The 17918-nt window shown below is 56.9% G+C and carries 21 protein-coding genes and 1 other annotated feature; of the genes, 6 read left to right on the top strand and 15 right to left on the bottom strand.

Annotated features, from left to right (window positions below):
- Positions 1-238: 238 nt before the first annotated feature.
- The 13 genes from F3J36_RS01980 to F3J36_RS01920 form a co-directional block, all read right to left on the bottom strand.
- A complete protein-coding gene (locus F3J36_RS01980) occupies positions 239-697 on the bottom strand; it encodes an NlpC/P60 family protein (protein ID WP_021506241.1) in 459 nt (152 codons plus the stop codon).
- Positions 698-761: 64 nt separating this feature from the next.
- A complete protein-coding gene (btuD, locus tag F3J36_RS01975; protein WP_166718735.1) occupies positions 762-1508 on the bottom strand; it encodes a vitamin B12 ABC transporter ATP-binding protein BtuD in 747 nt (248 codons plus the stop codon).
- The gene (locus F3J36_RS01970) at positions 1508-2053 is read right to left on the bottom strand and encodes a glutathione peroxidase (protein ID WP_166718734.1); all 546 of its coding nucleotides are present in this window, start codon (positions 2051-2053) and stop codon (positions 1508-1510) included. The genes btuD and F3J36_RS01970 overlap by 1 nt, the downstream gene beginning before the upstream one ends.
- A gap of 39 nt (positions 2054-2092) precedes the next feature.
- Positions 2093-3076, bottom strand: a complete 984-nt coding sequence (gene btuC, locus F3J36_RS01965; protein ID WP_058757675.1) for a vitamin B12 ABC transporter permease BtuC — start codon at positions 3074-3076, stop codon at positions 2093-2095.
- A 133-nt stretch (positions 3077-3209) separates the two neighbouring features.
- Complete coding sequence (ihfA, locus tag F3J36_RS01960; RefSeq protein ID WP_021506246.1) at positions 3210-3512, bottom strand: integration host factor subunit alpha; 303 nt, start codon at positions 3510-3512, stop codon at positions 3210-3212.
- 4 nt (positions 3513-3516) lie between these two features.
- Positions 3517-5904, bottom strand: a complete 2388-nt coding sequence (gene pheT, locus F3J36_RS01955) for a phenylalanine--tRNA ligase subunit beta (protein WP_021506247.1) — start codon at positions 5902-5904, stop codon at positions 3517-3519.
- Positions 5905-5918: 14 nt separating this feature from the next.
- Positions 5919-6902: a phenylalanine--tRNA ligase subunit alpha gene (pheS, locus tag F3J36_RS01950; protein ID WP_021506248.1), complete on the bottom strand. Its 984-nt coding sequence runs from the start codon at positions 6900-6902 to the stop codon at positions 5919-5921.
- Positions 6903-6973: 71 nt separating this feature from the next.
- Positions 6974-7099 (bottom strand) — a sequence feature (Phe leader region).
- Positions 7050-7094, bottom strand: a complete 45-nt coding sequence (gene pheM / locus F3J36_RS01945; RefSeq protein ID WP_152562850.1) for a pheST operon leader peptide PheM — start codon at positions 7092-7094, stop codon at positions 7050-7052. Its footprint overlaps the feature before it by 45 nt.
- Before the next feature lie 115 nt (positions 7100-7214).
- Positions 7215-7571 carry a 50S ribosomal protein L20 gene (gene rplT, locus F3J36_RS01940; protein WP_010616241.1) on the bottom strand — a complete coding sequence of 119 codons (357 nt, stop codon included), beginning with the start codon at positions 7569-7571 and terminating at the stop codon, positions 7215-7217.
- A 168-nt stretch (positions 7572-7739) separates the two neighbouring features.
- The gene (gene rpmI, locus F3J36_RS01935; RefSeq protein ID WP_006118955.1) at positions 7740-7937 is read right to left on the bottom strand and encodes a 50S ribosomal protein L35; all 198 of its coding nucleotides are present in this window, start codon (positions 7935-7937) and stop codon (positions 7740-7742) included.
- Positions 7938-8036: 99 nt separating this feature from the next.
- A complete protein-coding gene (gene infC, locus F3J36_RS01930; RefSeq protein ID WP_058757673.1) occupies positions 8037-8579 on the bottom strand; it encodes a translation initiation factor IF-3 in 543 nt (180 codons plus the stop codon).
- 4 nt (positions 8580-8583) lie between these two features.
- Positions 8584-10512, bottom strand: a complete 1929-nt coding sequence (gene thrS, locus F3J36_RS01925) for a threonine--tRNA ligase (RefSeq protein ID WP_166718733.1) — start codon at positions 10510-10512, stop codon at positions 8584-8586.
- A gap of 246 nt (positions 10513-10758) precedes the next feature.
- Positions 10759-11520, bottom strand: coding sequence for a YdiY family protein (locus F3J36_RS01920; protein ID WP_031279185.1), 762 nt, complete (start codon positions 11518-11520; stop codon positions 10759-10761).
- Positions 11521-11852: 332 nt separating this feature from the next.
- On the opposite strand from F3J36_RS01920, the gene ghoS reads away from it, so the two are divergent.
- Both ghoS and F3J36_RS01910 read left to right on the top strand, forming a co-directional pair.
- Positions 11853-12143 (top strand): type V toxin-antitoxin system endoribonuclease antitoxin GhoS, encoded by a 291-nt coding sequence (gene ghoS / locus F3J36_RS01915; RefSeq protein ID WP_166718732.1) that lies wholly within the window; start codon positions 11853-11855, stop codon positions 12141-12143.
- 90 nt (positions 12144-12233) lie between these two features.
- Positions 12234-13127 carry a fructosamine kinase family protein gene (locus F3J36_RS01910; RefSeq protein WP_058776250.1) on the top strand — a complete coding sequence of 298 codons (894 nt, stop codon included), beginning with the start codon at positions 12234-12236 and terminating at the stop codon, positions 13125-13127.
- Between the two features lie 4 nt (positions 13128-13131).
- Here F3J36_RS01910 and F3J36_RS01905 read toward each other — a convergent pair whose 3' ends face one another.
- Positions 13132-13668, bottom strand: a complete 537-nt coding sequence (locus tag F3J36_RS01905) for a YniB family protein (RefSeq protein WP_166718731.1) — start codon at positions 13666-13668, stop codon at positions 13132-13134.
- 144 nt (positions 13669-13812) lie between these two features.
- On the opposite strand from F3J36_RS01905, the gene hxpB reads away from it, so the two are divergent.
- The 4 genes from hxpB to F3J36_RS01885 all read left to right on the top strand — a co-directional run bounded on the left by hxpB (position 13813) and on the right by F3J36_RS01885 (position 17431).
- Positions 13813-14481 (top strand): hexitol phosphatase HxpB, encoded by a 669-nt coding sequence (gene hxpB / locus F3J36_RS01900; RefSeq protein ID WP_058757670.1) that lies wholly within the window; start codon positions 13813-13815, stop codon positions 14479-14481.
- 201 nt (positions 14482-14682) lie between these two features.
- Positions 14683-15270, top strand: coding sequence for a metal-dependent hydrolase (locus tag F3J36_RS01895; protein ID WP_021506256.1), 588 nt, complete (start codon positions 14683-14685; stop codon positions 15268-15270).
- Between the two features lie 186 nt (positions 15271-15456).
- Positions 15457-16848 (top strand): L-cystine transporter, encoded by a 1392-nt coding sequence (locus F3J36_RS01890; protein WP_166718730.1) that lies wholly within the window; start codon positions 15457-15459, stop codon positions 16846-16848.
- 196 nt (positions 16849-17044) lie between these two features.
- Positions 17045-17431, top strand: a complete 387-nt coding sequence (locus F3J36_RS01885) for a DUF6515 family protein (RefSeq protein ID WP_166718729.1) — start codon at positions 17045-17047, stop codon at positions 17429-17431.
- Between the two features lie 54 nt (positions 17432-17485).
- Here the strand turns inward: F3J36_RS01885 and osmE are convergent, their stop codons facing one another.
- Positions 17486-17821, bottom strand: coding sequence for an osmotically-inducible lipoprotein OsmE (osmE, locus tag F3J36_RS01880; protein ID WP_021506259.1), 336 nt, complete (start codon positions 17819-17821; stop codon positions 17486-17488).
- Positions 17822-17918: the final 97 nt, after the last annotated feature.

The following is a 17918-nucleotide window of genomic DNA, read 5'->3' as shown; positions in this document are numbered from 1 at the left end:
AGAGACGCCGTTTTCTGTCTAATTACCGACTTTTCTGCATCAAATAATACTTAAGCCAAATGATCCAGGTTAATGTCCATACTGATTAAATTCACTGACGTCTATTTTTAGTCGCAAACCCGATTGCGGTAAAGTGCCATTTTAAATGAGAGTTATATCTGGCGGAAAAAAACAAATAAATCGGTTCAAAACCCATCTGATTATTACGCCTTTTTTTAACACTAATGGGTTAAGCGGATTAGATGCGACGCGCCTGCCAGAATACTTTGCGCCAGTAAACATTATCCAGCGAGGAGCGGATCACGCCCTGGCTGGTAGAGGCGTGAATGAAGGTATTGTCGGTGTCATAGATGCCGACGTGAAGGCCATTTTCGCCGCTGCCGGTTTTGAAAAATACCAGGTCGCCGGGCAGCAGATCGCTTTTATCGATGCGCGTGCCAATATCGGTCTGATCAATCGTTGAGCGCGGCAGCTGCAGGTCAAAGCGGTCACGAAAGGTCAGGTAGACAAAGCCCGAGCAATCCACGCCACCGCGGCTTAACCCGCCATAGCGATAAGGTGTACCGCGCCAGCGGCTGAGCTGATCGTTAAGTTGCGCAATCACGGTGATGGAGTCAGACAGACGGCCATTGGGCGGCGGCGCATGATGGCTACAGCCCGCCAGCAGCAACACGAGGAGAAACAGGGTCAGCCGCATTAGAATAGTCCTTAAAAACGTCGTCCGGCTGACACTGTAGCGACAAAGCGGCGCGGCGCGCAAGTCAGGGAAGATAAAGCAGCGGCCCCTGTGGTGTCTCCAGCTGCACGAATTCGGCCTGATAGAGCGGCGCCAGTCGCTCGGCGGTCAGCACCTCGCGCGCCCCGCCCTGACTGACTACGCGGCCCTGATGCATCAGCCAGACGCGATCGGCATGGCGCAGGCTGTGGTTGAGATCGTGTCCGCTGGCGACAATGGCGATGCCGGCCTCGCTGAGCTGCAACAGCAGCTTATCCACCGCGCGCTGCTGTGCGATGTCGAGCGCGGTGAGCGGCTCATCCAGAATCAGTAACGCACCGCGCGGATTAATTGCCGGATGGATCTGCAGCACCACCGCCGCCAGGCGCACCCGCTGCCACTCACCGCCGGAGAGCTGCGCCAGCGGACGCGTCAGCTTGTCCTGCAAGCCAAGCTGCAGCAGCAGGTCAGTGAGCGTCGCCTGCGCTTTATCGCCGCCCGGCGGGCTGTGCAGCCGCAGATAGTGCCACACCGGCAGTGCCGCAGGTGCCGGCTGCTGCTGCGGGAGCCAGGCGCGCTGCTGCGCCAGTGCGGCCCCCGACCAGCTTCGCAGCGGCTGGCCGGCCAGCGTCAGCTGCCCTTCGGCGTCGAGCAGGCCAGCGAGCGCGGTCAGCAGCGTGCTCTTGCCGGCGCCGTTTGGGCCGACCACGTGCACGCGCTCACCGCGGCAGAGCGTCAGCTCCCCCGCGCTCAGCCGTCCGGGCACGCGCAGGTCGTGGCACTGCAGCAGCATTACGCCGCCAGCGCCTGCTCAATGCGCTTCAGAATGATCGGATCGTCCGGCGTCATGTCCAGCGAGAAGCGCGCAATCACCTCACCCTGTTTGTTGATGAGGAACTTTTCGAAATTCCACAGGATATCGCCCGGCGCTTTCGGCGCGCGGCCTTTGCTCTCCATGCGCTCAAGGAAACCGCTGCCTGCCGGGCGTTCGGCTTCCGGCTGCGCGGCGACCAGCTGACGGTACAGCGGATGACGCTGCTCGCCGTTAACCTCCGTTTTGTCGAACAGCGGGAAGGTTACGCCGTACGTGGTGCTGCAGAAGGTTTTGATCTCTTCGTTGCTGCCCGGTTCCTGCTCAAGAAACTGATTGCAGGGGAAGCCCAGCACGCTGAAATCTTTGTCTTGCCAGGCCTTCTGCAGCGACTCCAGCTGTTCATACTGCGGCGTCAGGCCGCATTTTGATGCTACGTTAACCACCAGCAGCACCTTGCCCTGATACTGTGCCAGCGTGGTTTTTTCACCGTCCAGCGTAACCAGTTCTGTCTGATAAAGGCTCATCGTCGATTCCCGTTGTTGATTGCACTGTGCCAGCCGCAGCTAGCGCGAAGACTTCACTAATAACATGATAAACAGCGGCGCGCCGAGCGTGGCAGTGACCACCCCAATCGGCAGCTCGGCCGAGGTGAGCACCAGCCGTGCCAGAATGTCCGCCGCCAGCAGTACCGCCGCGCCCGCCAGCGCCGCGGCCGGCAGCAGGTAGCGATGATCGCTCAGGCCGCTGAGGCGCAGCAGATGGGGGATAACCAGTCCGACAAATCCAATCGCACCGGCCATCGCCACGCTGACGCCCACCAGCCAGCCCATCGCCAGCACCAGCAGATTGCGCCACAGCAGCAGTGGCAGGCCGAGCTGCCGCGCCGACACCTCCCCCAGCGCCAGCAGATTAAGCGTCCGGGCGCTGGCCAGCAGCGCCAGCGTCACCGGCAGCAGCGCCAGCATCATCCAGCCGTAGCGCCAGTCGATACCGCTAAAGCCGCCCATCATCCAGTACATTAGCTGGCGCAGATCGAGGCTGGTGCTAAAGTACACCGCCCACGTCATGATGGCGCTACAGATAATGCCGAGCGCCACGCCGGTCAGCAGCAGACGGCTGACCGACAGCTGACGATGGGCAAAATGCAGCAGGATCAGCGTGATCAGCAGCGCGCCCGCCATCGCTGCCAGTGCCAGGCTCCACAGTGCGCCGTTACCCAGTAGCACCGCCAGTACCAGGCCGATGCCGGCGCCGTTCGATACGCCCAGCAGCCCGGGCTCCGCCAGCGGATTGTTGAACAGCGCCTGCATCACCACGCCGCAGACTGCCAGCGCCGCGCCCACCAGCAGCACCGCCAGGGTGCGCGGCAGGCGCAGCTGCCAGACGAACAGATCGCCGCTGGCAGAAAACCATTGCAGCGGAGAAATCCAGCTGTCGCCCGTGCACAGACTGAGCACCAGCAGCAGCAGCACTGCGGCAGTAAGCGCGCCGAGCCAGCGCCGGCTGCGACGGTCGGCCTGTTGGGCCAGCTGATCCAGCAGAGTCATAAGTAAGATTGGCTGAGAAAACAGAGATTTGATTGTAGAGAGATTACGCTAAAAAGAAAGCCGCGCCTGCAGCGTGCTGCCGGGATTGCGCGCATAAAAAAGGCCGCTGAGCGGCCTTTTTGTCATACTGAAATCAGTCAGCATCCTTGGGTGACGCGTTCTCCACGCGACTTTTCAACTTCTGCCCCGGACGGAATGTCACCACGCGGCGGGCGGTGATTGGAATATCTTCCCCCGTCTTCGGGTTACGGCCCGGACGCTGGTTTTTGTCACGCAGATCAAAATTACCAAATCCGGACAGTTTTACCTGTTCTCCGTTTTCCAACGCGCGGCGAACTTCTTCGAAAAAAAGCTCTACCAACTCTTTGGCATCGCGTTTGCTCAACCCGAGTTTTTCAAACAGGTACTCTGACATTTCAGCTTTTGTAAGCGCCATAGGTTCAATCCCTCAAGGTTGCCTGGAATCGCTCTTTTAATGCTGCAACGCATTTGGCAACGGTCGCAGCAATCTCCTCTTCTTCGAGTGTCCGGCTGGTATCCTGCAAAATCAGGCTAATCGCGAGGCTCTTTTCACCCTCGTTTACGCCCTTACCACGGTACACGTCAAACAAGTTTACGCCAACTACCTGATTTACGCCAACTTTCTTACACTCCGCGATGATATCTGCTGCGGGCACATTTTCAGCCACTACCACAGCGATGTCACGGCGGTTCGCCGGGAAGCGTGAGATCTCGCGCGCGTCAGGCAGGACGCGGTCTGCGACCTTATTCCAAAGCAGTTCAAACACTAAGGTGCGGCCGTTAAGATCCAGCTTACGTTCCAGCTCCGGATGAACCACCCCGATAAATCCGATTCGTTCGCCGGCTAAATAAATGCCTGCACTCTGTCCCGGATGCAGCGCCGGATTGGCTTCTGCACGGAACGAAATCGCGTCGAGTTTACCGGTCAAATCCAGCAGCGACTCTAAATCGCCTTTCAAATCATAGAAGTCAACCGTCTGGCGCGCCAGATCCCAGTGCTCTTCGTAGCGGTTACCGCTCAGCACGCCCGCCAGCATAAGATCCTGACGGATGCCGAGATCGGCCTGCGTATCAGGCACAAAGCGTAAACCGCTCTCAAACAGGCGCACGCGGCTCTGCTGACGGTTCTGGTTATACACCACGGCGCCGAGCAGACCGGTCCACAGCGACAGGCGCATTGCCGACATATCGCTGGAAATCGGGCTGGGCAGAATCAGCGCTTCTTCACCCGGATGCAGCAGCTGCTGCACTTTCGGATCGACAAAGCTGTAGGTAATCGCTTCCTGATAGCCTTTATCCACCAGCAGGTTTTTGGCACGCTTCAGCGACAGATCGGCTTCACGGTGCTGAGTCATCAGCAGGCTGGCTTTCACCGGCACATCCGGAATGTTGTTGTAGCCGTATACGCGCGCCACTTCTTCGACCAGGTCTTCTTCGATGGCCATATCGAAGCGCCAGCTCGGGGCGACGGCCTGCCATTCGCCGTTGCCGACGGTGACGTCACAGCCGAGACGGGTCAGGATATCGGTCACCTGCTCATCCGCAATGACGTGGCCAATCAGGCGGTCCAGCTTCTCACGGCGCAGCGTAATGGTAGCGCGCGCCGGCAGTTTGCTGGCATCGGTCTGATCGATAACCGGTCCGGCTTCGCCGCCGCAAATCGCCAGCAGCAGCTGAGTGGCGCGCTCCAGCGCCTTATGCTGCAGCGCTGGATCGACACCGCGCTCGTAGCGGTGGGAAGCATCAGTATGCAGACCATGACGACGCGCACGACCGGTGATCGCCAGCGGATCGAAGAACGCGCACTCAAACAGTACGTTCTGCGTCGCTTCGTTGACGCCGGAGTGCTCACCGCCGAAGATGCCACCCATCGCCAGCGCTTTGTGGTGATCAGCAATCACCAGCGTATCGCTGTGGAGGGTCGCTTCGCTGCCGTCGAGCAGCGTCAGGGTTTCCCCCTCTTTCGCCATGCGCACCACGATACCGCCGTCAATGCGGTCGAGATCGAAGGCGTGCATCGGCTGGCCGAGCTCCAGCAGCACGTAGTTAGTGATATCCACCACCGGATCGATCGAGCGGATACCGCAGCGGCGCAGTTTTTCGCGCATCCACAGCGGCGTTTCAGCTTTCACGTTTACGCCTTTTACCACGCGGCCCAGGTAACGTGGGCAGGCATCGGTGGCGTCAACGCGAATCGGGAAGGTGTCGCTAATGGTGGCTTTAACCGGCTCGATGACCGGCGCCTGCAGCGGCAGGCCATTAATCACCGCCACGTCACGCGCGATACCGATGATGCCCAGACAGTCGGCACGGTTCGGCGTCACGCTGATTTCGATGGTGTTGTCATCCAGCTGCAGGTACTGGCGAATATCGGTGCCCACCGGCGCATCGGCTGGCAGCTCGATAATCCCGTTGTGATCGTCAGAAATCCCCAGCTCGGAGAACGAGCACAGCATGCCTTCTGACGGCTCACCGCGCAGTTTTGCCGCTTTGATTTTGAAATCGCCCGGCAGTACCGCACCAACGGTCGCCACCGCCACTTTCAGCCCCTGACGGCAGTTTGGCGCGCCGCAGACGATATCCAGCAGGCGATCGCCACCGACGTTGATTTTGGTGACGCGCAGTTTGTCGGCGTTCGGGTGCTGGCCGCACTCCACCACTTCACCCACCACGACGCCATGAAACGCCCCTGCCACCGGGTCGACGCCGTCGACTTCCAGACCGGCCATGGTGATTTGCTCAGACAGCGCGGCGCTGTCCAGGGCTGGATTTACCCATTCGCGTAACCAGAGTTCACTGAATTTCATTGGATAACCTGCCCTTATTTAAATTGTTTGAGGAAACGTAAATCGTTTTCGAAGAAGGCGCGCAGATCGGTCACACCGTAGCGCAGCATGGTCAGACGCTCCATGCCCATACCGAAGGCGAAGCCGGAGTAGATTTCCGGATCGATGCCCACGTTGCGCAGTACGTTCGGATGCACCATGCCGCAGCCCAGCACTTCCAGCCATTTGCCGTTTTTACCCATCACGTCCACTTCCGCTGACGGTTCGGTGAACGGGAAATAGGACGGACGGAAGCGAATCTGCAGGTTCTCTTCGAAGAAGTTGTTCAGGAAGTCATGCAGCGTGCCTTTCAGATTGGTGAAGCTGATGTCTTTATCGACAATCAGACCTTCCATCTGATGGAACATCGGGGTGTGCGTCTGATCGTAATCGTTACGGTATACGCGGCCCGGCGCGATGATACGAATCGGCGGCTGCTGATTTTTCATGGTGCGGATCTGCACGCCGGAGGTCTGGGTGCGCAGCAGGCGCGTGGCATCGAACCAGAAGGTGTCGTGATCGGCGCGCGCCGGATGATGCCCCGGAATATTCAGCGCATCAAAGTTGTGATAATCGTCTTCAATTTCCGGACCGGTCGCCACCGCGAAACCCAACTCGCCGAAAAAGGTTTCGATACGATCGATGGTGCGGGTCACCGGATGCAGACCGCCGTTCTCGATACGGCGTCCCGGCAGCGACACGTCGATAGTCTCAGCCGCCAGGCGGGCATTCAGCGCCGCGCTTTCCAGCGTATCTTTACGCGCGTTGAGACGGTCCTGTACCTGCTGTTTGGCATCGTTGATGACCGCACCGGCCGCCGGGCGCTCTTCCGCCGGCAGTTCACGCAGGGTGGTCATTTGCAGCGTCAGGTGCCCTTTTTTACCCAGAAATTCGACGCGCACGGCGTCCAGGGCGGCGATATCCGACGCCTCGTCGATGGCGGCCGTGGCACGGGCCACCAGGTCTGCGAGTTGGGACATGATTTCCTCTTCTTCCAGCCGGGCTGGTCAGTTCTCGTTGGGATCGTGCGATCCGATTAAGTGTCGCCGGAAACAAAAAAGCCTCCACGAGGGAGGCTTTCAGCGCGATTTTTCGTTTCTTTTCTTATGCGCAAAAGCCCCTGACGATCAGGCGCTAAAGTAAAAAAAGAAACGGAAAATAGCAGCGTACATGCTTGCGTTACCTTGTCTTGATAGAAACCGCACTATTGAAATGCCCTGCGGCTAAAATGTCAATCATTTGCGTGGGTTGCAGGCAATAAAAAAGGGAGCAAGCTCCCTTTTTTACCTGACTTACGCCAGAGCTGATTTTGCTTTTTCAACCAGTGCAGTGAATGCCACTTTGTCGAATACAGCGATGTCAGCGAGGATTTTACGGTCGATTTCAATGGACGCTTTTTTCAGGCCATTGATGAAACGGCTGTAAGAGATACCGTTCTGACGCGCCGCAGCGTTGATACGTGCGATCCACAGCTGACGGAACTGACGCTTACGCTGACGACGGTCGCGGTAAGCATACTGACCAGCTTTGATAACAGCCTGGAAGGCAACGCGGTAAACACGTGAACGTGCACCATAGTAGCCTTTAGCTTGTTTTAAGATTTTCTTGTGACGTGCGCGAGCAATTACACCACGTTTTACGCGAGCCATGTGAGCTCTCCTATATCATATTCTGTGATTTCCCCATCATCTCTCGTGCCGCAGTGGCGTTGGCTGGCTTCATTCATCCCAGTCACTTACTGATGTAAGCTCCAGGATTCATTCCGTTGCCGCCTGACTGCAACCCGAAATCTATCGGGGAATTAAAAAAGGGTTAACTTATGCGTACGGCAGGCAGGCAACAACCAGACCCAGATCGCCTTTAGACACCATGCCTTTTGGACGCAGGTGACGTTTACGCTTAGTAGACTTTTTAGTCAGAATATGACGCAGGTTTGCGTGCTTACGCTTGAAGCCGCCAGAAGCGGTCTTCTTGAAGCGCTTTGCGGCGCCACGTACAGTTTTAATCTTTGGCATTTTTACAAATATCCACTTCGCATTGTTAATAAAATGAACCAGACAGGCGAATAAAAATCCGCGCAGCGCGAACGCTACGCGGCATTATTACTTGAAAGCCTACTGTTTCTTCTTAGGTGCGAGCACCATAATCATCTGGCGGCCTTCGATCTTCGTCGGGAAGGATTCGACCACTGCCAGTTCATTCAGATCTTCTTTCACGCGGTTAAGCACTTCCATACCGATCTGTTGGTGCGCCATCTCACGACCACGGAAACGCAGCGTGATTTTGGCTTTATCGCCCTCTTCCAGAAAACGAATCAGGCTGCGGAGTTTTACCTGATAGTCGCCTTCATCGGTACCAGGACGGAATTTGATTTCCTTGACCTGGATAACTTTTTGCTTCTTCTTCTGTTCCTTAGAAGATTTGCTCTTTTCATAAAGGAACTTGCCGTAATCCATAATGCGGCAAACCGGCGGTTCGGCGTTCGGGCTAATTTCAACTAAATCTACGCCAGCTTCTTCTGCTTTCTCAATCGCTTCGCGCAGTGAGACAATGCCAAGTTGCTCGCCGTCTACGCCAGTTAAGCGCACTTCGGTGGCACGGATTTCGCCGTTGATACGGTTCGGACGCGTCGGTTGTACTCGTTTTCCGCCTTTAATAACCTTATTCCTCTAATTGGTGAAGATGTCGGCTGCGAATCTCTTGTTGCAGCTTCTCAACAAACACATCTACGTCCATGCTCCCGAGGTCTTTACCACGGCGGGTGCGCACGGCAACTTTTCCTGCTTCCACCTCTTTCTCACCGCAGACCAGCATGTAAGGGACGCGACGTAATGTGTGCTCGCGGATTTTAAAGCCTATCTTCTCGTTTCTCAAGTCTGCTTTGACACGAATGCCAGCATTCTGCAATTTCTTCGTCAATTCACTGACATATTCTGCCTGGCCGTCGGTGATATTCATCACCACTGCCTGTACCGGCGCCAGCCAGCTCGGGAAGAAACCGGCGAACTCTTCGGTCAGAATCCCGATGAAGCGCTCCATCGAACCCAGAATCGCACGGTGAATCATCACTGGCGTCTGACGATCGTTGGTTTCGCCCACGTAGGTGGCGTCCAGACGTTTCGGCAGGGAGAAGTCTAGCTGAACGGTGCCGCACTGCCAGGCGCGATCGAGACAATCGTGCAGCGTAAACTCAATTTTCGGGCCGTAGAAGGCGCCCTCACCCGGCTGATATTCGAACGGAATGTTGTTCTCTTTCAGCGCTTCGGCGAGGTCCACTTCGGCACGATCCCACATCTCATTGCTGCCAATGCGCTTCTCAGGGCGCGTAGACAGTTTCACCACGATTTTTTCAAAACCGAAGGTGCTGTACATGTCATAGACCATGCGGATGCAGCTGTTCACTTCATCACGCACCTGATCTTCAGTACAGAAGATGTGGGCGTCATCCTGGGTAAAGCCGCGCACGCGCATCAGACCGTGCAGCGCACCTGACGGTTCGTTACGGTGACAGCTACCGAACTCCGCCATACGCAGCGGCAGGTCGCGGTACGATTTCAGACCCTGGTTAAAGATCTGCACGTGACCCGGACAGTTCATCGGTTTGATGCAGTATTCACGGTTCTCTGAAGAGGTGGTGAACATCGCTTCTTTGTAGTTGTCCCAGTGCCCGGTTTTTTCCCACAGCACGCGGTCCATCATGAACGGACCTTTCACTTCCTGGTAGTCGTACTCTTTCAGCTTGGTGCGCACAAACACTTCCAGCTCGCGGAAGATTGTCCAGCCGTCATTGTGCCAGAATACCATACCCGGTGCTTCTTCCTGCATATGGTAGAGATCGAGCTGCTTACCGATTTTACGGTGATCGCGCTTCGCGGCCTCTTCCAGGCGCTGCAGATACGCCGCCAGCTGTTTCTTGTCTGCCCAGGCCGTACCGTAAATACGCTGCAGCATTTTGTTGTCGCTGTTGCCGCGCCAGTAGGCTCCGGAGATTTTCTGCAGTTTAAAATGATGGCAGAAACGCATATTCGGCACGTGCGGACCGCGGCACATGTCGATGTATTCTTCATGATGATACAGGCCAGGACGATCGTCATGGCTGATGTTTTCGTCGAGAATAGTGGTTTTGTAGCTTTCGCCACGCGCAGCAAACACGTCACGCGCTTCCTGCCAGCTCACCTTCTTCTTCACGACGTCGTAATTGGTCTCAGCCAGCTGGTGCATGCGCTTTTCCAGCAGCTCAAGATCTTCCTGAGTCAGCGTATGGTCGAGATCGACATCATAATAGAAGCCGTTATCGATAACCGGACCGATGGCCATTTTGGTATTCGGCCACAGCTGTTTGATCGCATGCCCTAACAGGTGCGCACAGGAGTGACGAATAATTTCCAGACCGGCTTCATCTTTCGCGGTGATGATAGCGACCTGCGCATCGCTGGTGATCGGATCAACCGCATCCACCAGTTCGCCATTGACGCGACCGGCAATGCAGGCTTTCGCCAGACCCGGACCGATATCCAGCGCAATGTCCATCACGCTGACCGGACGGTCAAATACGCGCTGGCTGCCATCAGGAAGAGTAATTACTGGCATTTCATATCCTTAATTGCAGTGGTAAGCCACACGAAAGCCTACATGCAACACTGAGTTTTGTTTGGTTAACCTGGCGCGATGTCAGACCCACACTGTCGGAATGACGCCAGGCGCGTAAAGCGGCATCGATGATAACAGCTTTCCGCAGTGAGCAAAACCCGCGAAGAAATGCGCTAAGCCAAAGAGAGATCAAAAAAAACCGCCGCGCGGCACAGGCCGGGCGACGGTGTAACAATGCGCTCTGGTTTACATCGCGTAAGAGAGCTGGACCGTGGTTTTGGTATCGGTACGGTCTGGCGCAGATTCTGGCGGATTGTTATTCCAGGTGACGTTGTAGCCCAGTTTCAGCGCGAAGTGGTCGTTGATCGCCACCTGCAGTGCGGTTTCGGAGTTCAGCGTGGTGTCTTCACCAAAGCTGCTCAGCACCGACACACCCTGGATGAATTTGGTGGTGTCAGTCAGCTGCCACTGATAGCTCAGCGCGCCGTAGCCCAGTGCTTTGGTTTCGTGGCCGCCATCGTGGAAGTCATCGTAACGGACACCCGGACCGAATTCAGCACGCAGCGAGTGCACCGGACCGTTGAGGATCTGACGACCGTAACCGGCGGTCAGGACATCGCGTGAATCATAACCGTTCAGGCGGTCGCTCAGCCAGCTCGCCTGACCGAACAGGTAGTCAGCGCTGTTGAGGTTATAACGGCTACGGCCACCGATGTTATAGGTTTCCGACGAGCGCTCATCGTTGGATGAGGTATTCGCGGCGTTACCCCACAGGCTGTACGCCGTTGAGGTCTGATACCAGGTCATGCTGGTTGACGCGGTCAGCGATGAGCTGGTGGTGTTACCGGTCTGTGCCAGGTAACCGGCTGACGCGGTGCCTTCAAACGGTTTTTTTGCCGTAGAAGGGTCATCCATTGAGGTGAAGACAGCGTTATCTGCAAAGGCCTGGTGACAAAATGCTCCGGCGGAGAGCAACAAAACAGCGGACAGCTTATTGAAGGCTTTCATTAAAAGGTAACCCGTACGACAGTTGAAAAAGAGATGAGTCTGGAGAATTTTCCCGGGCAATCAATGCAATTTACGGTAAGTTTTGTAAAAAAGTATGAAAGCACCAGAATCGCCAGGTTTTGCGCTGGCACCGCTTGTGGATTGGGAATCTTCCCATTTCCGGCGCGCATTATAGGCGGCAAATAACCAAATAACAGCTTAAATGCTACAAGAATTTTCTGCCGCCCCTGACAGGACTTTACGCTGTGCGCCGCCGGGCGATTGTGCAGAATTCGCTCTATCGCAGGCGCTGGTCTACGCTGAAATCTGTTCGATAACAATGAGGTGAAAAGATGAGCGATCATGATCTTAAGCATTACGTTGTCACCTTCCGTTATCAGGAAAGGGGTCTCGGCGATCTACAGGCGCTGAATAGCGCGATGGTTAACGGCGGTTACAGCACCACGTTACACGATGCGGATGGCCATCCGCATGAGCTGGGCACCAACAGCTTTGGCATTGTCAGTGCACTGGAGGAGCAGGCGCTGGCGGAACACGCCGCCGGGCTGGCGGCAGTGGCACTTGATCAGCAGCCGGACGCTGATGTCACCACGCTGGAAGCGTTTCTCAAAGCGCAAGCCTGACGCAATCCGCAAATTGCGCATTGCCGCTGGAGTTGTGCAAGTTTTGCGCGTTACAATCGACCTTACGCAGCGAATAAAGAGGATTACCCGATGTGGTCAGCCATTAGTCGTCTGTTAAGCGAGTACGCCGGCGATGCCGAAATCACGGAACGTCATGAGTTACCCGGTGGCGATATTCATCCGGCGTGGCGCCTGCGCTACGGTGAGCTGGAGGTGTTCGTCAAATGCAACACGCGCGACATGCTGACGCTGTTCAGCTGGGAAGCCGACCAGCTTGATCTGCTGGCGCGCACCCACACGGTACGCGTGCCGAAGGTCTACGGCGTCGGTAACGATCGTGACACCAGCTTTCTGCTACTGGAATACATTCCCCCGCAGCCACTCGACGCCCAAAGCGCATTCCAGCTCGGCCAGCAGCTGGCCCATCTGCACCAGTGGAGCGAGCAACCGCAGTTTGGTCTCGACTTCGACAACAACATCACCACCACGCCGCAACCCAACAGCTGGTTACGCAAATGGTCGGTTTTTTTCGCCGAACAGCGCATCGGCTGGCAGCTGCAGCTGGCGGCGGAGAAAGGCGTGCACTACGGTGACATGGAGTTGATCGTGGATTGCGTGCAGCGCAGCCTCGCCAGCCATCATCCGCAACCGTCGTTATTGCATGGTGATTTGTGGCCGGCCAACTGCGCCGGCAGCGCCAGCGGCCCGTGGCTGTTCGATCCCGCCTGCTACTGGGGCGATCGCGAATGCGACCTGGCGATGCTCAGCTATTACGCCGATCTGCCGCGCCAGATTTACGAAGGGTATCATGCGGTGTGGCCGCTGCCGGAAGGCTTCTCGCAGCGTCAGCCGGTGTATCAGCTCTACTATCTGCTCAACCGCGCCAACGTCTTTGGCGGCAACTGGGCCGGCGAAGCGCAGTTCGCTATCGGCCAGTTGCTGGAGGAGGATGCGCTGGGCCAGCGCCAGGTCAGACCGGCCTGACGCTTTACAGCATACCGAGCAGTTTCAACACGAAGTAACCGGCCACGGCGATGATCACCGGCAGAATATACAGCGGAAAAATCTGCAGCAAAATGGTGTGGCGCGGCACATGGATTTTCTCTTCCAGCTGCGCCCGCGTGCGCCCTTCGCTGCCCTTCGCCTGTTCCAGAATCATCTGGTCTTCAACGCCTTCTTTAATATGGCGCGCCTGACGCCCCATGCGTGCGCCCGAGGCCTGCAAAGCGATGCCCACGAATATCAGGATATAGATCAGCCAGAAGCCAATATTGGCCCCGCCGTTAAATTCCGGCACCGGCGAATTGTTCCAGAACACATTGAGAAACGGCGTGTTGAACTTAATCATATCCACCATCACATGCACGAAGTCGAGCATCACGGCGTCAATGCCGGGCTGCTTTTCGCTGTGTTTAAACATGAAGCCTAAGATGGAGATAAGGGTGGATAACAGCGCCGGAATAAAAATCACCCAGCCAGCCACTCGCTTGAGGATGGCGATGCGGCCAGCCTGTTGATACGTCATGGTGTCTTCCCTTCACAAACAGTAGTTTTGCCCTAAGTCTACCTGCACTACAGCAAATTTTCCTGAAAAATGCGTAACCTGCCGTAAGTCGGTTTTCGCCGCCGCCCATGTTAAGGTAGGGCAAACTGTCAATGGAGCTGTTGTATGACCTATCGTCGCCCTGTGCTGGCCGCTATTTTTGATATGGATGGCTTACTGATTGATTCTGAACCGCTATGGGATCGCGCCGAGCTGGAGGTGTTTGCCAGCCTGAATGTGGATATTAGCCGCCGCCACGAGCTGCCGGATACGCTCGGCCTGCGCATCGATCAAACCGTGCGCATGTGGTACGAGGCGCTGCCGTGGAACGGACCGGATCAGGCCGAAGTCACTCAGCGCATTATTGCCCGCGCGCTGGCGCTGGTCGAAGAGACGCGGCCGCTGTTGCCTGGCGTAGAGCAGGCGCTGCAGCTGTGTCAGCAACAGGGCCTGGCGATTGCGCTGGCCTCGGCGTCTCCGCTGGCGATGCTGGAACGCGTGCTGGAGATGTTCAACCTGCGTCACTACTTTAGCGCCCTCGCCTCGGCTGAAGCGCTGCCTTACAGCAAACCGCATCCGCAGGTGTATCTGGATGCTGCAGCAAAGCTGGGGGTTGATCCGCTCAACTGCGTGGCGCTGGAAGACTCGTTCAACGGCATGATCGCCAGCAAAGCCGCGCGCATGCGTTCCATTGTGGTGCCTGCCGCCGAACATCGCCACGATGCGCGCTGGGCACTGGCCAATGTGCAACTGGAAAACCTGACGCAGCTGCAGGCGGAACATCTGTTTAACTGATCGGTGTGCATCGCGCGTTACGCCTGGCTGATGTTTCGCCCGGTTGCCAGGCGCAAAAGTAAGCCAGACCGTTAATTTCCCGCGCTTTTTTCAGGCGCGGGTCAGCAAAAAATTCACTCTTCGTTACAGCGTCACCGTTCTCATTTACTGGATAAATCCCTATACTGGATGCATCGACAGTTTTTGCAGCCAGGTTCCATCATGACGGCCGAAGGCCATATCATTTTTGCCATCGCCAGTGCGATATTTGCCAAACGCGCCGAACTGACGCCGGTGATGGCCAGTGCCGACTGGTGGCATCTGGTGCCGGCTGCGCTGCTGACCTGCCTGCTGCCGGATATCGATCACCCTAAATCGGTGCTGGGCCAGCGGCTAAAATGGCTGTCGCAGCCGATAGCCCGCGCTTTTGGCCATCGCGGCTTTACCCATAGCCTGCTGGCGGTGGCGGTCAGCCTGTGGCTGTTTCAGATTAACGTGCCGGCCGACTGGTTCCTGCCAGCGGATGTCCTGCAGGGCATGACGCTCGGCTATCTGAGCCACATTGTCGCCGATATGCTGACGCCCGCCGGCGTGCCGCTGCTGTGGCCGTGCCGCTGGCGCTTTCGCCTGCCTATCCTCAACAGCCAGCAAGGCAATCAGCTGGAGCGCGCGCTGTGCCTCGCTCTGGTGGGTTATGCGCTGTGGTTCCCGCCCGGCATGCCGTCGTTTGGCGCCAACGGCTGGCCGGAGCAGCTGTTCAATAATCTGCAGAACGGCATTGGCCGGCTGGTGAACGGCAGTACGCGCTGAAGTGTTTTTCCTTCTGCCAGCGATTGCTGAAATAATCGCCTTAAATTCCATTTAGTTATAACCCAGACGATTTAGATATATTGTTCCCGCAGGGCCAACTGGTACCATGCCGCGACAGTTACAGAGGATCCCTCTGCTATTTTCGGTTACGCGGCGCGATCGCGTGGCGACCTTTAGGAGTTAACAATGAATATTCCTCTGAACATCAATATCGTGGCATTTGTCGCGCTGCTGATTGCGTTAAACCGCGTCGGCAACCAGAGCTGGAGCCTGTCGAAGCGCGTGCTGACCGGCCTGGTGCTGGGGGTGATCTTTGGCCTGGCACTGCAGGCCATTTATGGCGAAAACAGCCCGGTGGTGAAAGAGTCGATTGGCTGGTTCAACATCGTCGGCAACGGCTATGTTCAGCTGCTGCAGATGATTGTCATGCCACTGGTGTTTGCCTCGATCCTCAGCGCGGTGGCGCGGCTGCATAACGCCTCGTCGCTGGGCAAAATCAGCGTGCTGACCATCGGCGTGCTGCTGTTTACCACCGCCATTTCCGCACTGGTGGGCGTGCTGGTGACCGGCCTGTTCCACCTTAGCGCCGAGGGACTGGTACAGGGCGCGCAGGAAACCGCGCGTCTGAGCGCCATCCAGAGCAACTACGTTGGTAAAGTCGCGGATCTGAGTACGCCGCAGCTGCTGCTCTCCTTTATCCCGAAAAACCCGTTTGCCGATCTGGCCGGTGCCAATCCAACGTCGATCATCAGCGTAGTGATTTTCGCTGCGTTCCTCGGCGTGGCGGCGCTGCAGCTGCTGAAAGATGACAAAGCCAAAGGCGAGCGCGTGCTGGTGGCGATTGATACCCTGCAATCCTGGGTGATGAAGCTGGTCCGTCTGATCATGAAGCTGACGCCGTACGGCGTGCTGGCGCTGATGACCAAAGTGGTTGCCGGTTCCAACCTGCAGGACATCATCAAGCTGGGCGGCTTTGTGGTGGCCTCGTATCTCGGCCTTGCAATCATGTTTGGCGTTCACGCGCTGCTACTGTCAATCAACGGTATCAACCCGCTGCGCTTCTTCCGTAAAGTCTGGCCGGTGATTACTTTTGCCTTCACCAGCCGTTCCAGCGCTGCCAGTATTCCGCTGAACGTGGAGACACAGACGCGTCGTCTGGGCGTACCGGAATCCATCGCCAGCTTCTCAGCCTCGTTTGGCGCGACCATCGGCCAGAACGGCTGTGCCGGCCTCTATCCCACCATGCTGGCGGTGATGGTAGCGCCGACCGTGGGTATCAACCCGTTTGACCCGGTATGGATCGCCACGCTGGTCGGTATTGTCACGCTGAGCTCAGCCGGTGTGGCGGGCGTCGGTGGCGGCGCGACCTTTGCCGCGCTGATCGTCCTGCCGGCGATGGGACTGCCGGTCACGCTGGTGGCATTGCTGATCTCCATCGAACCGCTGATTGATATGGGCCGTACCGCGCTCAACGTTAACGGCTCGATGACCGCCGGTTCACTGACCAGCCGCTGGCTGGGTATGACCGACAAAAAAGTGCTGGAGAGCGACGAACACGCGGAACTGGCGCACCGCTAAGTAACCCGTTTTCCCGTAACGGCAGGCCGCAAAGCCTGCCGTTTTTTTTGCCGTTTTCTGCACTTTTTTCCGCAATCGTGGCGCTAACGTCAGGAAAGCGTTAAGCATGGTAAACGGAGGCAAAATCGACGGTTTTTTGCTTGAGTTTGCGCGCTGAAAGGCGAATGCTGCGGGGAGTTACCGCAGGAGAACCCCCATGAAAAACGTTATCGCCTCAATACTGGCGTTAACCCTGATAGCGCCAACTGTAAGTTTTGCTCATCCGTATGGCTGGGGTCCGGGACCCGGCCCGCACTGGGGTGGTCCGGGACCCCGCTGGGGACATCCCGGACCGCTGCGTTTTCTGCCGGAGGCCGCGACCGCCGTGCTGATTGGCGGACTGACCTACTACCTGCTGAACGGTAGCTACTACCAGCGGCAGGGCGACACCTACGTGGTGGTCCAGCCACCGGATGGCCCACCGGCCAGCGCCATGCGCGTTCTGGATTACAATGGCAAACGCTACTACGTGCAGGATGGTCACTACTATCAGCGCGAGATCAGCGGCAGCTACATTGAGGTGCCGCGGCCGTATGGGCTGTAAGCGCACAAAGAAAAACGGCCCGTCTGAGACGGGCCGTTTGTTATTCTGCTGCCGTTACTGCGCGGCTTGCGGATCGGTATCGTAATCCTTACAGCTCTGGAAGCCGTAGTTCATGACGCGACCGGTGTCGTTATAGCTCACAAAGTAAGTCTGCTGTTTGCCATCACGCTCACCAATCACGTAGGTCTGGCAGGTACCCCGTGCGTGAACCATGGTGATTTCGGTTGACGCCGGTCCGGCAATCTGGCGCACCTGTTCACGCGTCATGCCTTTTTTCACATCCTTCACCACAGGCTTAGTCACGTAGCTTTCCGCACGATCGTAAGTTGTACAACCAGACAGGGCTGCCAGCGTCATAGCGGCAGCGATACATCCCAGCACTTTATTCATCTTGTTGTTCCTCATACTTTGTCCATGTCCCACTAAGCCTGGAACATAATTCCAGATTTATCAACTCAATGGCGGTGCTTTCGGTCAGTTCTGAAGC

This window comes from Pantoea sp. Cy-640 (assembly GCF_011752635.1).
Taxonomy (GTDB): Bacteria; Pseudomonadota; Gammaproteobacteria; order Enterobacterales; family Enterobacteriaceae; genus Pantoea; species Pantoea dispersa.
Note: the sequence above shows the minus strand (reverse complement) of the source record. Positions and strands in the feature narration are given on the sequence as shown.

What these genes read in the sequence shown, in the direction of transcription:
- F3J36_RS01980 (WP_021506241.1), bottom strand. Translation starts at nt 697, where the DNA reads ATGCGGCTGACCCTGTTTCTCCTCGTGTTGCTGCTGGCGGGCTGTAGC.
- btuD (WP_166718735.1), bottom strand. Translation starts at nt 1,508, where the DNA reads ATGCTGCTGCAGTGCCACGACCTGCGCGTGCCCGGACGGCTGAGCGCG.
- F3J36_RS01970 (WP_166718734.1), bottom strand. Translation starts at nt 2,053, where the DNA reads ATGAGCCTTTATCAGACAGAACTGGTTACGCTGGACGGTGAAAAAACC.
- btuC (WP_058757675.1), bottom strand. Translation starts at nt 3,076, where the DNA reads ATGACTCTGCTGGATCAGCTGGCCCAACAGGCCGACCGTCGCAGCCGG.
- ihfA (WP_021506246.1), bottom strand. Translation starts at nt 3,512, where the DNA reads ATGGCGCTTACAAAAGCTGAAATGTCAGAGTACCTGTTTGAAAAACTC.
- pheT (WP_021506247.1), bottom strand. Translation starts at nt 5,904, where the DNA reads ATGAAATTCAGTGAACTCTGGTTACGCGAATGGGTAAATCCAGCCCTG.
- pheS (WP_021506248.1), bottom strand. Translation starts at nt 6,902, where the DNA reads ATGTCCCAACTCGCAGACCTGGTGGCCCGTGCCACGGCCGCCATCGAC.
- rplT (WP_010616241.1), bottom strand. Translation starts at nt 7,571, where the DNA reads ATGGCTCGCGTAAAACGTGGTGTAATTGCTCGCGCACGTCACAAGAAA.
- rpmI (WP_006118955.1), bottom strand. Translation starts at nt 7,937, where the DNA reads ATGCCAAAGATTAAAACTGTACGTGGCGCCGCAAAGCGCTTCAAGAAG.
- thrS (WP_166718733.1), bottom strand. Translation starts at nt 10,512, where the DNA reads ATGCCAGTAATTACTCTTCCTGATGGCAGCCAGCGCGTATTTGACCGT.
- F3J36_RS01920 (WP_031279185.1), bottom strand. Translation starts at nt 11,520, where the DNA reads ATGAAAGCCTTCAATAAGCTGTCCGCTGTTTTGTTGCTCTCCGCCGGA.
- ghoS (WP_166718732.1), top strand. Translation starts at nt 11,853, where the DNA reads ATGAGCGATCATGATCTTAAGCATTACGTTGTCACCTTCCGTTATCAG.
- F3J36_RS01910 (WP_058776250.1), top strand. Translation starts at nt 12,234, where the DNA reads ATGTGGTCAGCCATTAGTCGTCTGTTAAGCGAGTACGCCGGCGATGCC.
- F3J36_RS01905 (WP_166718731.1), bottom strand. Translation starts at nt 13,668, where the DNA reads ATGACGTATCAACAGGCTGGCCGCATCGCCATCCTCAAGCGAGTGGCT.
- hxpB (WP_058757670.1), top strand. Translation starts at nt 13,813, where the DNA reads ATGACCTATCGTCGCCCTGTGCTGGCCGCTATTTTTGATATGGATGGC.
- F3J36_RS01895 (WP_021506256.1), top strand. Translation starts at nt 14,683, where the DNA reads ATGACGGCCGAAGGCCATATCATTTTTGCCATCGCCAGTGCGATATTT.
- F3J36_RS01890 (WP_166718730.1), top strand. Translation starts at nt 15,457, where the DNA reads ATGAATATTCCTCTGAACATCAATATCGTGGCATTTGTCGCGCTGCTG.
- F3J36_RS01885 (WP_166718729.1), top strand. Translation starts at nt 17,045, where the DNA reads ATGAAAAACGTTATCGCCTCAATACTGGCGTTAACCCTGATAGCGCCA.
- osmE (WP_021506259.1), bottom strand. Translation starts at nt 17,821, where the DNA reads ATGAATAAAGTGCTGGGATGTATCGCTGCCGCTATGACGCTGGCAGCC.